The 12843-nt window shown below is 71.6% G+C and carries 14 protein-coding genes; 5 read left to right on the top strand and 9 right to left on the bottom strand.

Annotation, left to right across the window (positions count from 1 at the left end):
* The 7 genes from B0W88_RS23670 to msrA all read right to left on the bottom strand — a co-directional run.
* Window positions 1-1299, bottom strand: a 1299-nt coding sequence (locus B0W88_RS23670; RefSeq protein WP_198937920.1) for a hypothetical protein, incomplete at its 3' end; no start/stop codon positions are given.
* Window positions 1296-2195 carry an ABC transporter ATP-binding protein gene (locus B0W88_RS23665; RefSeq protein WP_233151823.1) on the bottom strand — a complete coding sequence of 300 codons (900 nt, stop codon included), beginning with the start codon at window positions 2193-2195 and terminating at the stop codon, window positions 1296-1298. The genes B0W88_RS23670 and B0W88_RS23665, both read right to left, overlap by 4 nt.
* Window positions 2192-2593: a GntR family transcriptional regulator gene (locus B0W88_RS23660; protein ID WP_077037081.1), complete on the bottom strand. Its 402-nt coding sequence runs from the start codon at window positions 2591-2593 to the stop codon at window positions 2192-2194. Before B0W88_RS23660 ends, B0W88_RS23665 begins: the two co-directional genes overlap by 4 nt.
* 43 nt (window positions 2594-2636) lie before the next feature.
* Window positions 2637-3650: a Cj0069 family protein gene (locus B0W88_RS23655; protein WP_077037080.1), complete on the bottom strand. Its 1014-nt coding sequence runs from the start codon at window positions 3648-3650 to the stop codon at window positions 2637-2639.
* A gap of 26 nt (window positions 3651-3676) precedes the next feature.
* Window positions 3677-4840 carry a chromate transporter gene (locus B0W88_RS23650; RefSeq protein WP_077037079.1) on the bottom strand — a complete coding sequence of 388 codons (1164 nt, stop codon included), beginning with the start codon at window positions 4838-4840 and terminating at the stop codon, window positions 3677-3679.
* Between the two features lie 13 nt (window positions 4841-4853).
* Window positions 4854-5819 (bottom strand): chromate resistance protein ChrB domain-containing protein, encoded by a 966-nt coding sequence (locus tag B0W88_RS23645; RefSeq protein WP_077037078.1) that lies wholly within the window; start codon window positions 5817-5819, stop codon window positions 4854-4856.
* Between the two features lie 71 nt (window positions 5820-5890).
* Complete coding sequence (gene msrA / locus B0W88_RS23640; protein ID WP_077037077.1) at window positions 5891-6604, bottom strand: peptide-methionine (S)-S-oxide reductase MsrA; 714 nt, start codon at window positions 6602-6604, stop codon at window positions 5891-5893.
* Window positions 6605-6714: 110 nt separating this feature from the next.
* Between msrA and B0W88_RS23635 the strand changes: the two genes are divergently transcribed.
* Window positions 6715-7743, top strand: coding sequence for a molybdopterin-dependent oxidoreductase (locus B0W88_RS23635; protein WP_077037076.1), 1029 nt, complete (start codon window positions 6715-6717; stop codon window positions 7741-7743).
* On the opposite strand, the gene B0W88_RS23630 is transcribed toward B0W88_RS23635, so the two are convergent.
* On the bottom strand, window positions 7702-8964 hold the full coding sequence (locus B0W88_RS23630; RefSeq protein WP_077037075.1) for a DUF2325 domain-containing protein: 1263 nt from the start codon (window positions 8962-8964) through the stop codon (window positions 7702-7704). The two genes, B0W88_RS23635 and B0W88_RS23630, sit on opposite strands and share 42 nt — an antisense overlap.
* A gap of 102 nt (window positions 8965-9066) precedes the next feature.
* Here B0W88_RS23630 and B0W88_RS23625 point away from each other — a divergent pair, with 102 nt between their 5' ends.
* The 4 genes from B0W88_RS23625 to B0W88_RS23610 are packed head-to-tail and all read left to right on the top strand — an operon-like array spanning window position 9067 to window position 11590.
* Window positions 9067-9444: a winged helix-turn-helix domain-containing protein gene (locus tag B0W88_RS23625; RefSeq protein WP_077037074.1), complete on the top strand. Its 378-nt coding sequence runs from the start codon at window positions 9067-9069 to the stop codon at window positions 9442-9444.
* 41 nt (window positions 9445-9485) lie between these two features.
* On the top strand, window positions 9486-10253 hold the full coding sequence (modA, locus tag B0W88_RS23620; protein ID WP_369973925.1) for a molybdate ABC transporter substrate-binding protein: 768 nt from the start codon (window positions 9486-9488) through the stop codon (window positions 10251-10253).
* Window positions 10254-10931 (top strand): molybdate ABC transporter permease subunit, encoded by a 678-nt coding sequence (gene modB / locus B0W88_RS23615; RefSeq protein WP_077037072.1) that lies wholly within the window; start codon window positions 10254-10256, stop codon window positions 10929-10931.
* Window positions 10928-11590 carry an ATP-binding cassette domain-containing protein gene (locus B0W88_RS23610; RefSeq protein WP_077037071.1) on the top strand — a complete coding sequence of 221 codons (663 nt, stop codon included), beginning with the start codon at window positions 10928-10930 and terminating at the stop codon, window positions 11588-11590. The genes modB and B0W88_RS23610 overlap by 4 nt, the downstream gene beginning before the upstream one ends.
* Before the next feature lies 1 nt (window position 11591).
* Here the strand turns inward: B0W88_RS23610 and B0W88_RS23605 are convergent.
* Window positions 11592-12843 (bottom strand): diguanylate cyclase (locus B0W88_RS23605; RefSeq protein WP_077037070.1); only part of this gene is annotated, 1252 nt, incomplete at its 5' end.

The raw sequence follows: 12843 nt of genomic DNA, 5'->3' as shown, positions 1-12843 counted from the left end.
GGGCGTGGCGTCCGAGAGCCGGTGCAGGAACATGGCGGCTAGGCCCAGGGCCGTCATGAGCAGCACCGGCCCGATGCGGGCCCAGGAGGTGGCCAGCTGCAGCCGCGACCAGTCGCGCCAGATGACCAGCAGCCCGCCCGGCAGCACCGCCAAGCCGTAGGCCATGGACGGCCAGAAGATCGTCGTGCCTGCGCCCAGCGCGGCCATGAACAGCATCGCAACGCTCCAGGCCAGCAGCAGGCGCAACAGCAGGCGCCGGCCCAGGCGCCGGTTCAGCGCAGCGCCGCGCGGCATGCCCGGCAGCAGCATCAGCAGGGCCTGTTCGCCGCGGCTGCGGTCCAGGCGCAGCGGCATTTCCGCCAATGGCGCCAGCGTGGCGCTGAAGGCGGCGATCATCAGCCCGATGCCGGCGTCGCCACGCAACTGCTGCAGCGGCAGGCCCGCGCCCCATTCGAGGAAGGCCGCCGTCAGCGCGACGATCGCCAGGAAGCACAGGCCGCCGACCAGCTGGTTCATCCAGTGCCCGCCCAGCGCGAGATCCAGCCGGGCCATGCGGCTGCGCGGCGTGGGCCGGGCCGTGGCGAGCACATGGCGGGTCCAGGCCTGCAGCGGCCAGCGGAAGCAGTCGCCGATCCGGCCCTGGAAGTCGCTGGCGCGCACCTGGCCGCCGTTGCTCTCGAAGGCCTTGCGCAGGCGCTCGTTGCCGGCATAGCACCGGATGTGGACGGCGCCGCCTTCCAGCAGCAGCCGCGTGAGCAGCCAGGCCATCACGAGCGTCGCACCCAGCGCCAGCGCGGGCCTGGCATGGCTGTCGGTCCAGGCGGCGAGCAGCACGTCGAAGCCATGGTGGCGGGCCATCAGCGAGATCAGCAGCGGCAGCAGCGCCATCGACACCCACAGCCAGGGCCAGATCACGAACAGCGCCGTCACGATCATCAGCGCCCCGGCCAGCAGCCCCCAGCCCAGCCCGCAAGCGACAGCCGTGGCCGCGCCGGCGAGCAGCCACAGCCCGACCGCGCAGTCGCGCAGCGTGCGCACATGGCCCGGCACGAGCCGCGCCGCATGCGGATGGTTCTGCCGCAGCAGGCTGGCGAACTGCCACAGCCACAGCACCTGCAGCAGCAGCGCGAGGCTGAAGCCCATGGCGGCGCCCGTCGCCGAGGGCTGGTGGATCAGCGTCAGCACACCGGGCAGCAGCGTCAGGGGCATCAGCGCGACGACGAACCAGCTCGTGCCCCGCACCTGCCGCCACGGCGTCGCCAGCGCCTGCGCATGGGCGGCGGTGATCAGCGTGCTCATGGCTGGGTCAGCTCCATGAACAGGTCCTCCAGCGAGACCGGCTGCACGTCCAGCCCGGCCGGTGCTGCCGCGTCGCGCACCAGCCAGCGCTCGCGTCCGCCGGCCAGGGGCGTGCGGCTCAAGGCAGTGCCACCGGCGGCGCGCAGCGCCTCAGGCGTGCCGGTCAGCGCGCGGGTCTCGTCGATCAGCTCGTCCAGCGGCGCCTGCAGCGCGACGCGTCCGCCGCTCATGAAGGCCACGTTGAAGGCCACCCGTTCCAGGTCCGACAGGATGTGGGTGGAGAACACCACCGTCGTGCTGCGATCCAGCACCTGCTCGACCAGCTCGCGCAGGAAGTCGCGCCGGCCGGCCGGGTCGAGGCTGGCGACCGGCTCGTCCAGCACCAGCAGTTCCGGCTCGTGGGCCAGCGCGCGGATGATGGACAGCCGCTGCTGCTGGCCGCCGGAGAGGCGCGCGATCGGCTTGTCCCGCTCGATCGCCCAGCGCGACATCAGCCCCTCCACCTTGGCCTCGTTCCAGCGCGGGTAGAAGCTGCGGAAGTAACTGAGCAGTTGAGCGGCAGTGAACTCGCCGAACAGGTCGCTGCGCTGCGGGACGTAGCCGATGCGGGCACGGGCCGCGTCGTCCAGCGCCGCCACCGGCTGGCCGAACAGCGTGATGCGGCCGGCGTCCGCTTCGCGCAGGCCCAGCAGCGCCTCCAGCAGCGTGGTCTTGCCCACGCCGTTGCGCCCCAGCAGGCCCACCACCTGGCCGGGCAGCAGCTGCCAGTCCAGCCCGCGCAGCACCGGCAGCGCACCGAAGGCCACGCTCACGCCCTGCAGCTCGGCCGAAGCGCTGGGCAGTTGTGCGGCCTGCGCGTGCAGGGAGATCGAGGCGGACATCGTGGCGGTATTCATCGTGCTCCTTGCTCCTTCAGGATCCGGGTGAACAGGTCCAGCGCCTGCTGCGCCGGCAACTCCAGCTGCACGGCCTCGGCCGCGGCGCGTTCCAGCGAGGGCCGCAGCAGCTCGACCCGCGAGGCCGAGGACTGCGCGCGCCGGTGCTGCGCCGCCACCACCATCGGCAGCCCCCGGCGCCGCTCCAGCAACCCCTCCGCCTCCATCAGCCCGAAGGCCTTGGAGATCGTCATCGGATGCACCGCCAGCGCCTGCGCCAGCTCACGCACCGAAGGAATCTCCTGCCCCGCCACCAGCTGCCCGCTGGCGATCCGCCGACGCAGCTGCTCCAGCAACTGGCGGTAGATCGGCTCGGTGGAGCCGGTGTTGATGGTGAAGAAGAGCTCGGGGTCGGTCATGGTCTGTGTGTACTAGTACAGTAGTACACATGGGCCGCGGGTGTCAAGGGGCGGTGACGCGCGCCTTCATCGCCGTTACCAGCGGCTCGATGGCCGAGGGCGGAAACGGCGACACGCTGCTGGCGTTGATCTCGCACAGCACGTAGCGCTCGGCCTCGCCGAACATGAAGTCGCAATCCCACAGCAGGGGCAGCTGCTGCCGCGTCAACCCGACGCGATCGCGCAGCTGCGCCACCCACTGCGTTTCCAGCAGCTGCTTCAGCCGCTGGAACTGCGGCAGCTCGGGCGGGTGATACAGGCGCGGCCCGGGCTGCGGCGTCGATCCGTCCGCCGCGGCGGGGTACAGCGCATTGACGGCCTGGTGGCCGAAGCCGACGACCCGGTCCTCGACCAGGTAGGCGCGGACCATGCCGTCCACGAGGCGGGGCTGCCAGGCCTGGTCGATCATGTGGCCGCCGCCGTCCGCCGCGAAGTAGGCCGCCATGCGCTCCAGCAGCTCGGCCATGCCAACCTGCTGCTCCTCGCTGCCGCGCTGCGCATGCCTGAGTTTCATCATCGGCGGGTTGCCCGGCAGCGCCTCGACCCGCCAGACACCGATGCCGCTGTGCCCGCGGTGCTGCTTGAGCACCCGCGCGCCGCCTTGGAGCCGCCCGGGCAGCTCGCTGGCGAGCTGGGCCAGGCTGTCCACGCGGACCGCATCGCTGCCGAAGGGCAGGTCGCGCACGTCCACCAGCACGTCCTTGGTCCCGAGCCGCAGGATGGTGTCGGGATGCGCGCTGACGAAGACGCCGGCCTGCGCGTTGACCTCGCGCAGCAGGGCATCGAGCCGCGTGCGGCGCCGGCCCGCCTCGATCGGATTGCACCAGGTCAGCACGCCGTCGACACGGAGCAGCTGTGCCGCGACCTCATCGGCGAAGTCGTCGTTGTAGACCGCGGGCTCGGCGGCGATGCCGGCGCCGGCGAAGGCCTGGAACAGCGAAGCGAATCGGCTCTCGGCCGGATCGCTGCGATCGCGCATCGCACGATCACCGGGGTACAGCAGGGCGATGCGGGGCATGGCGGGCTCCTTGTCCAGGGCGGCACTCAGGCGTGGTGCGCGAGCGGATAGAGCAGCAACCCGGCGGCCGCAGCCACGGCCACGATCACCGGCTCCGGCAGTTTCTTGAAGCGCCACAGCACGCCGACGGTGAGCAGGGCCAGGGCGGCAGTCGGGATGTCCGTGATCGAGCGCTGGCCGATGACGATCACCGCGCCGGTGATCGCGCCGATGGCGGCCGCGGTCACCCCGTCGACGAAGGCCACGATGCCGGGCCGCTTGCCGTGCTTCTTGAAGTAGGGCGCCGGCAGGATGGTGAACAGGTAGCAGGGGATGAAGGTGCCGGCCGCGGCCACCACGGCGCCCCAGAAGCCGGACACCAGGAAGCCGATGAAGCCGGTCGTGATGACCACCGGCCCGGGCGTGATCATGGCCACCGCCACGGCGTCGACGAACTGCCGGTCGTTCAGCCAGTGGTACTGCTGGACCACGCCGCCGTAGAGGAAGGGCACGATGGCCAGACCGCTGCCGAACACGAAGCTGCCCGCGTAGGCGAAGTAGGCGCCGAGCTGGCCGAGCCTGTGCCAGTCGAGCGAATCGACGGCGAAGAAGGCGAGGACCGGCGTGGCGACACCGTTCAGCGTCCTGCCGCGCCAGGTCTTCGGTGGCGCCCGCAGCAGCCACACCAGCACGCCCGCGCCCAGAAAGATCCACACCACTTCGGACTTGGTGATCACCGTGACCGCCGCGCTCACGCCGAAGATCGCCCACAGCAGCCGGTCCTTGCCGATGTTCTTCGTCGTCAGCTTCCAGGCGCTAATCGCGATGATGCCGATCACCGCGGCACCGACGCCGTAGAACACGGCCTGCATCCACTCGATGCCGCCGTAGCGCTGGTAGACCGCGCCGATGGCGATCACCATGAGGAATGAAGGCAGCACGAAGGCGATGCCGACGAGGGTGGCACCCAGCACCCGGTGATGCACGTAGCCGAGGTAGATCGCCAGCTGCGCCGCCAGCGGGCCCGGCATCAGCTGCGCCAGCGCCATGCCCTCCTTGTATTCGCTCTCGCTGATCCAGCGCCGCCGCTCGACCAGGTCGCGGTACATATAGCCCACCAGGGCCACCGGGCCGCCGAAGCCCCAGGTGCCCAGCGCCAGCATGTAGCGCACGAGCTGCCAGAGGCCGTAGGACGTGCCCGCTTCGTTCATGACAGCTCCTCGTTCATTCGGGCTTGCGGCGCTGGAAGTGCGCGTACAGGGAATCCAGCACCGCCGACATCTCGGCCAGCAGCGCGTCGTCGTCGTCCAGGCGCTCCCGCGCGCCGGCCATCACGGCCTCGAAGCCCGCGGCCTCGGGAACCGGCGTGCCACCCACATCCAGGTGATGGACCATCGCCGCGAGGCGCATCAGCGCGGCGTCTTCTTCCAGGCCGAAGCTCGCCAGCAGCGTCTCGAAGCTCACGCGTTCGCCCACATGGGTGAAGGCGGCACCGTCGAAGTCGAAGCCCAGCGCGCTCCTGGGGCAGTCCGCCGGCTTGGCCAGCCACTTGAAACGGGCTGCCGGATCGATGAAGCGCCGGATCAGCCAGGCGCTGGCGACGCGGTCGACCCAGAGGCGCCGCCGCGTGGCCCAGGTCCGGCCCTGGTACTTCGCGGCGTCCAGGCGTGCGATGCCGCCGGCGGCCTGGTGCGGCTCGTCGGGCGAGATCAGCGCCTGCAGGCGGCGGCTGAATTCAGACCAGGCGGCCTCGGCCTCGGCGCTCGCGTCGGCCGGGAAGAAGTCGATCGCGCGCTGCGCTTCGAATTCCTTGGTGAGCCGGCGCTGCAGCCGCACCAGCTCGTTCGCCGAGAGCTTCTTCAGCGTGCCAGCCGCTGCCTTCCAGCCCTTGCGCAGCTCGGCGTAGTCGTCCGTGCGGTCGAACAGCTGCCGGTAGGCGGCCTCTTCCCCGGCGTCGCGGGCCTGCACGGCCATCAGCCAGGTGGCGCCGCCCTCGCGCTGGCAGTCCTCGGCGACGGCCTTCAGGGCTTCCTCGTGCGGTGCGCTGGCCGGCAGCAGGTAGGCGCCGTCGCGCAGCGCCATGCAGCCCAGGGCCTTCAGGCCGCGCCACACGCGCATGCGCGCCGCGGTGCTGGCCGTCGGCAGCGAGAGGATCAGCAGCAGCCATCCTGAAGCAAACTCAACATCCATGTTGAGAATATAACTGGATTCAATGCTTGGGTCGGCGGCATGCCTGCGAGAAGAAGGTCGGCCTCGCCCGCTCAGCGGGCCTTCGCCACCAGCACCGGCTGCTCCCGCCACAGCTGCGGGAACAGCTTCTTCAGCGCCGCGACCTTGGGCTGGTCGTTGATGACGATGTACGGATAGTCCGGATGCAGCACCAGGTAATCCTGGTGATAGGCCTCGGCCGGATAGAAGGGCTTGCCCGGCTCGACGGTGGTGACGACCGGCGCGCCGAACACCCGTGCGGCGCCCAGCTGGTCGATGTAGGCGCGGGCCGTGCGGGCCTGGGCCTCGCTGGTGGGGAAGACGGTCGAACGGTACTGCGGGCCGCTGTCCGGGCCCTGGCGGTTCAGCTGCGTCGGATCGTGGGCGACCGAGAAATAGACCTGCAGCAGCTGCGCATAGCTGACCTGGCGCGGATCGAAGCGCACCTGCACCGATTCGGCATGGCCGGTGCTGCCCGTGCCGACCGAGTGATAGTCGGCCGAGCGCGCCGCACCGCCGGCATAACCCGATATCGCAGCGGATACGCCCTTGACGTGCTGGAACACCGCCTGCACGCCCCAGAAGCAGCCACCGGCGAAGACGGCGGTCTCTTCCTCGCCCGCGGCAGCGGGCGCGTCGGCCCGCTGCTGCAGCAGCAAGGGCGGCACGAGCCGGGCTTCGGTGCTGGCCGGTACGGCCTGCCAGGCCAGCAGGGCGGCACACAGGCCGGCCATCACGGTGGGAACGAGCGGAGAGCGGCTGCGCATCGGGATCTCCTTCTGTAGCTTTCAAGCCTACGCCTGCCGGCAAGACCCTGTCGACGCCAAGTATCTCCATCGTTATATTTCGCCAGCTACAACGATGGAGACTTTTCGCAATGAAGATGAACGAATTGCTCGCCGCCGGAGCCCTGCTCGCGACGGCGGCAGCCATGGCCGCCCCCAGCACCAGCTTCAGCGTCAGCGGCGCGGTCCAGCACCCGAAGACCTACGACGCCGCGGCGCTGGCGGCGATCTCGACCACCACGCAGACGGTTAGCTTCCTCTCCGGCCCCACGCCGCAGACGCACATCTACACCGGCGCCAGCCTGTGGGGCGTGCTGGACGCCTCGGGCGTGGTGGTGAACAGCAACAAGAACGACGTGCTCAACCGCATCGTCGTGGCCACCGGCAGCGACGGCTACCGCACGGTGTTCTCGCTGGGCGAGCTGAACCCGAGTTTCGGCAACCGGCCCGACCTGGTGGCCGGCGCCGAGACGGTCAATGGCATCAGCGCCCCGCTGGGCGGCGACGGCATGGCCCGCATCACCGCGCCCGGTGACGTCAAGGGAGGCCGTTATGTCTCCAACCTGGTCAGCCTGGACGTGCGCGCCTCGGGCTCCACCGCCACCGGCACCGGCGGCGGCGTGTCCGGCAGCTTCAGCGTGAGCGGCGCGGTGAAGTCCACGATGAACTTCGACCTGGCGGCGCTGCAGGGCTTGCCGGTGGTGCACCAGGTGGTGGGCGGCGTGGACTACACCGGCGTCAGCTTCTGGGACCTGTTGAGCAAGACGGTGGGCCTGTCGCTGGATCCGCTGGTGAAGAACGACGTGCTGAACAAGTACGTCGTGGCCACCGGCAGCGACGGCTACAAGGCAGCCTTCTCGCTGGGCGAGCTGAGCAGCGACTTCGGCAACCAGCCCTACCTGGTCGCCTACGCCGCCGACGGCGCCTCGCTGGGCAGCAACGGCTTCGCGCGCCTGGTCGTGCCCGGCGACGTCAAGGCCGGCCGCTGGGTCTCCAACCTGGTGAGCCTGGAGGTGCTCAGCGCGGCGGCGACGCCGGTGCCGGAGCCAGCGAGCTGGGCGCTGATGCTGCTCGGCAGCCTAGGCGTGGCGCAGGCAGCGCGCCGGCGACCCATCCGTTGAAGACGCCGGCGGCGCCAGCGCCGCCGCCAGGCTGGCCACGCCGGCGCTGCGCAGCGGCAGCGTCGGGATGCCCTGGCGCTCGGCCAGGCGCTTGAGGTTCAGCGCCGAGTCGTGGTCGATGCAGTCGACCGGAAACAGCACCTGGTCGGCTTTCTGCACCAGCGCCGCCAGCAGGCCCTTGCGGGTCTCCAGGCCGCCGTCGTGGTGCAGGAACTCACCACCCAGGCGCTGCACCAGGTCGCGCAGGGCGGGGATCGCGCTGGGCCGGCCGCCCACATAGAGCAGGCGCCGGCCGGCCAGCGGCGCGGGCGCGTGGTCCTTCAGAGGGCCGGCGGCGTCGTCCAGCAACAGGCGCAGATGGCGCTCCGCTGCGGCCAGTTCGTGGGCCAGCGCCTGGGCATGGCGCCGCAGCTGCTCCAGCTCCTGGCGTGCCTGCTCGGCGGCGGCGCGGGCCTGGGCGGCCTGCTGCTCGGCCTGCTCGCGGCGCTGGGTGTGCAGCGCCACCAGCGCCTCGGGCGGGGCCTGCAGCGGGATCGCCTGCGCGGCCTCGGCCGCGACCCGCTCGACCCCCTGCTCGCGCAGCTTCGCGCCCAGGTCCTCGCGCTGCTGCACCAGCTCATGCCGGCGCTGCTGCTCGCGTTCGAGCCGCTCGCCGAGCTCCGCGTTCTCGCGTTCCAGCGCCACCAGGCGGCGCAGGTCGGCCTGGTTGGCGGCGCCGACGAGGTGGGAGAGCATGTGCACCTCGCCGAAGGCCCGCTGGCGCAGCGCCGGCGTGCACTGGCGGTGCGTCAGCACGGCCCAGTAGGCGCCGGGGATGTCGCCCTGCGCGCGCGACTCGTCCCAGGCGGCGCCGAGCTCTTCTTCATTCGTCGCCGCGGCGAAGCGCCGCAGTGCGCCGGCATGGCGCTGGTCCAGCGCCTTGTGCAGCTGCTTCGCGGCCTCGCCGTTCTGGGCCGCCATGCGCACGGCCTCGTGGTGGACGTCCAGCTCGCTCAGGCCGGCGACGACGATGTAGCGCGACATCAGCTTGCGCAGCTCGGGCAGCGCGAGGCAGGTGCCGATGACGGAGCAGTGCAGGTGCGGGTCGAGCTGGGCCAGCCGGGCGCGGGCCTGCTGGGCCGGCTCGGTGGCGTGATGATGATCCTGCCCGCAGCAGGGCGGCTGCGGCGTGGCGGCGGCGGCGTTGAAGTCGAAGCTGCGCTTGAACGGCGGATTGAGCATGGTGCCGGCGACCTCCTGGATGGCGCTCGTAATATACACAGGAATACAACGTAAGCCGCGCTGCGCCGATGCGCTAACCTCCGCCCCACCCGGAGCACCGCCATGGCCACGACGACGACAACAACAAGCAAGAACCCCAAGCCCGTCCTCAAGCTGCGCATGCGCGTCTCGGTGGGCGAGGTGATCGCCATCGGGCCCGGCAAGATCGCGCTGCTGGAGGCGCTGGCCGAGCAGGGCTCGATCACCGCGGCAGCCAAGTCGCTGGACATGTCCTACCGCCGCGCCTGGCTGCTGATCGACGAGCTGAACCGCTCGCTGGTCGAGCCGGCCGTGGCCTCGGCCACCGGCGGCCAGCGCGGTGGCGGCAGCGAGCTGACCCCGGCCGGCCGGCGGCTGATCGAGCTCTACCGCGGCATCGAGGCCGAGGCGCTGAAGGCCTGCGCCGCCGACGTGCGCAAGCTGCTGAAGCTGCTGCGCTGAGCAGGTCTCGTCATATCCTGCGATATATTTCGATCTCCACCATGGAGACGATGACGATGCTTGTTGCCCACCGCCTTGCCGCCCTGGCTGCTGCCGGCCTGTTCAGCCTGGGTGCCTCGGCCGCGGACCTGACGGTTTCCGCCGCCGCCAGCCTGACCAATGCCTTCAAGGAGCTGGCCCCGCAGTTCGAGGCCGCCCATCCGGGCACCAAGGTGCTGCTGAACTTCGCCGCCTCCGACGCGCTGCTGGCGCAGATCGCCAAGGGCGCGCCGGTGGACGTGTTCGCCTCGGCCGACCAGGAGACCATGGACAAGGCCGAGGCGCAGAAGCTGCTGGCCGCCGGCAGCCGCCGCAACTTCGTCAACAACGCGCTGGTGCTGATCACGCCGGTGGACGGCACGGCGCCGGTGATGGCGCTGGCCGATCTCTCGAAGCCCGAGGTCAAGCGCGTGGCGCTGGGCAAGCCCGAGGGCGTGCCGGCCGGCCGCTATGCCAGGGGCGCGCTGGAGGCCGCCAAGCTGTGGCCGGCGGTGGAGCCCAAGGCGGTCTACGCCACCAATGTGCGCCAGGCGCTGGACTACGTGGCCCGCGGCGAGGCCGACGCCGGTTTTGTCTACGCCACCGACGCGGCGATCCAGAAGGACAAGGTCAAGGTGGCCGCCACCATCCCGACCGAGACCGCGATCAGCTACCCCGTAGCCGCGATCGCCGGCGGCCCTAACACCGAGGCTGGACGGCAGTTCATCGCCTATCTGCTTTCTGCCTCCGGCCAGGCGGTGCTGGCGAAATACGGATTCCAGAAACCATAAATGACGGACTGGTCCGCGGCCTGGATCCCGCTGCTGCTGTCGCTGAAGGTCGCGGGCTGGGCCACCGGGCTGAACCTGCTGCTGGGCACGGCGGTCGGCCTGCTGCTGGCGCGCAGTCGCTTCCCGGGCCGCGAGCTGGCGGACTCGCTGCTGACGCTGCCGATGGTGCTGCCGCCCACGGTGCTGGGCTACTACCTGCTGGTGGTGGTGGGCAAGCGCGGCTGGCTCGGGGCCTGGCTCGACGAGACCTTCGGCATCCAGCTGATCTTCACCTGGCAAGGGGCGGTGGTGGCGGCGACGATCGTCGCCTTCCCGCTGGTCATGAAGGCGGCGCGCACGGCCTTCGAGGGTGTTGACGGGCAGCTGGAGAATGCGGCGCGGGTGCTGGGTCTGTCGGAGCCGGCGGTGTTCTTCCGCGTCACGCTGCCGCTGGCCTGGCGCGGCATCCTGGCCGGCCTGCTGCTGGCCTTCGCCCGCGCCCTGGGCGAGTTCGGCGCCACGCTGATGGTGGCCGGCAGCATTCCCGGCCGCACGCAGACCTTGTCGATCGCCATCTACGAGGCGGTGCAGGCGGGGCAGGACGGCGAGGCGAACGCGCTGGTGCTGATCGTGTCGGTGACCTGCGTGATCGTGCTGGTGCTGGCGAGCCGGCTGGTGGGCGGGAGCGTGCGGCGATGAGCTTCGAGGTGCGCTTCCGCAAGACCCTGCCCGGCAGCGGCTTCGCGCTGGACATCGCCTTTGCCACGACGGCACGCCGCACGGTGATCTACGGCCCCTCGGGCGCCGGCAAGAGCCTGACGCTGCAGGCCCTCGCCGGCCTGCAGCGGCCCGACGAAGGCCGCATCGCCTGCGACGGCGAGGCGCTGTTCGATGCCGCCGCCGGCATCGACCTGCCGGCGCGGCGGCGCCGTTTCGGCTACCTGTTCCAGGACTACGCGCTGTTCCCGCGCCTGACCGTGCGGCAGAACATCGCCTTCGGCCTGCGCCGCGGCTGGCTCAATCCCCCGCGGCGGGTCGACGATCCCGCCGTGCAGCGCTGGCTGCAGGCCTTCGAGCTGGAGGGCGTGGCCGGCCAGCTGCCGGGCGAGCTCTCGGGCGGCCAGCGCCAGCGTACGGCCCTGGCCCGCGCGCTGGTCAGCGAGCCCCGCGCGCTTCTGCTGGACGAGCCCTTCTCGGCGCTGGACGCCGCCCTGCGCGCCCGCCTGCGCGACGAGCTGCAGCAGCTGCTGGACCGCATCGACATCCCGATGCTGATGATCACCCACGACGCCGAGGACCTCGAGCGCTTCGGCCAGCAGCGGCTGCTGCTGGAGGCGGGGCGCATCGTCGCGGCCTGATTCAGGCCGGCAGCGCGAGCGCGGACGACGGCGGCGCGAAGCAGGCGCGGTCGCGGCCATCGCGCTTGGCGGCGTACAGCGCCGCATCGGCGGCGTGCAGCAGGTCCAGCGGGCCGGTCTGCTGGGCCTGCGTCTGCGCAATGCCGATGCTGAGCGTGAGCCGGCCCTCGGGCGCGTCCTCGTGGGCGATGGCCAGCGCCGCCAGCTCGCGGCGCAGCAGCGAGGCGACCACGGCGGCGCCGGCCTGGTCGGTGTCCGGCAGCACCAGGGCGAACTCCTCGCCGCCGTAGCGCGCAGCGGTGTCGCCCGGGCGCCGGGCGCAGCGCTGCAGCAGCTGGGCGACGCGGCGCAGGCACTGGTCGCCTTCCGCGTGGCCATGGCGGTCGTTGAAGGCCTTGAAGCGGTCGATGTCCACCATCAGCAGCGTCATCGGCCGCTCGGCGCGGAAGGCGCGCGACCATTCGGCCGCCAGCGCCTCGTCGAAACGGCGGCGATTGGCCAGGGCGGTCAGGCCGTCGGTGCGGGCCAGGCCCTGCAGCCGCTCGTTGTCCTGGGCGTAGCGCCGGTACAGCTGATGCGTCTCCACGAACAGCGCCACCAGCATGGCCAGCGCGGCGGCCAGGCCCAGCCAGGCGGCGGCCTGGCCGCCCAGGGTGTCGCGGGCGGCGCCCTGCAGCACCAGCCAGATCTCCACCCAGGCGGCCACCAGCATCACGCCCAGCCACAGCTGTGGCGGCCCGTGCCGGGGCCGGCGTGCCAGCAGCACCAGCACCAGCAGCTGCAGGGCCAGCAGCATGGCATCGATGAACAGCAATGAACGCGGCGATGGCGCGGGTCCCAGCACGGCCAGCGCTGCGAGCGCGCCGGCCAGCGCCAGGGCCAGGCCCGCCTCGGCGGCGGGCCGCGGCGCGCTGCCGGAGGGCGTCCGCAACTGGCGCAGCACCAGCAGCGCGAAGCCGGCATGGCGAGCGGTCCACAGCCATGCGGCCCCGTCGCCGGCGGCCGGGATCAGCGACACGAGGAACAGCGTCGCGACGAACAGGAAGGCCCCACCCAGGCGCGCGGCGCCGGCATCCCGCTCGGTGGCGCCGCGGCCGAACAGCAGGGCCGCCAGCAGCAGCTGGGCCAGCAGCGTGGCGGCGCCGGCGGGGCTGCCGTCGGGCCGGGCCGCCAGCGGCTGCGAGGCCCAGGGCATCAGCGCGATGCTGCTCAGCAGCAGGACGGCGGCGGTGGCGACCGCCAGGGGCTTGTGG

Origin of the sequence: Pelomonas sp. KK5 (genome assembly GCF_001984095.1) — a bacterium.
Lineage (GTDB): Bacteria > Pseudomonadota > Gammaproteobacteria > Burkholderiales > Burkholderiaceae_C > KK5.
Note: the sequence above shows the minus strand (reverse complement) of the source record. Positions and strands in the feature narration are given on the sequence as shown.

Bases quoted from the DNA above. Each gene is read 5' to 3' on its own strand.
- B0W88_RS23665 (WP_233151823.1), bottom strand. From the start codon at position 2,195: ATGAATACCGCCACGATGTCCGCCTCGATCTCCCTGCACGCGCAGGCC.
- B0W88_RS23660 (WP_077037081.1), bottom strand. From the start codon at position 2,593: ATGACCGACCCCGAGCTCTTCTTCACCATCAACACCGGCTCCACCGAG.
- B0W88_RS23655 (WP_077037080.1), bottom strand. From the start codon at position 3,650: ATGCCCCGCATCGCCCTGCTGTACCCCGGTGATCGTGCGATGCGCGAT.
- B0W88_RS23650 (WP_077037079.1), bottom strand. From the start codon at position 4,840: ATGAACGAAGCGGGCACGTCCTACGGCCTCTGGCAGCTCGTGCGCTAC.
- B0W88_RS23645 (WP_077037078.1), bottom strand. From the start codon at position 5,819: ATGGATGTTGAGTTTGCTTCAGGATGGCTGCTGCTGATCCTCTCGCTG.
- msrA (WP_077037077.1), bottom strand. From the start codon at position 6,604: ATGCGCAGCCGCTCTCCGCTCGTTCCCACCGTGATGGCCGGCCTGTGT.
- B0W88_RS23635 (WP_077037076.1), top strand. From the start codon at position 6,715: ATGAAGATGAACGAATTGCTCGCCGCCGGAGCCCTGCTCGCGACGGCG.
- B0W88_RS23630 (WP_077037075.1), bottom strand. From the start codon at position 8,964: ATGCTCAATCCGCCGTTCAAGCGCAGCTTCGACTTCAACGCCGCCGCC.
- B0W88_RS23625 (WP_077037074.1), top strand. From the start codon at position 9,067: ATGGCCACGACGACGACAACAACAAGCAAGAACCCCAAGCCCGTCCTC.
- modA (WP_369973925.1), top strand. From the start codon at position 9,486: ATGGAGACGATGACGATGCTTGTTGCCCACCGCCTTGCCGCCCTGGCT.
- modB (WP_077037072.1), top strand. From the start codon at position 10,254: ATGACGGACTGGTCCGCGGCCTGGATCCCGCTGCTGCTGTCGCTGAAG.
- B0W88_RS23610 (WP_077037071.1), top strand. From the start codon at position 10,928: ATGAGCTTCGAGGTGCGCTTCCGCAAGACCCTGCCCGGCAGCGGCTTC.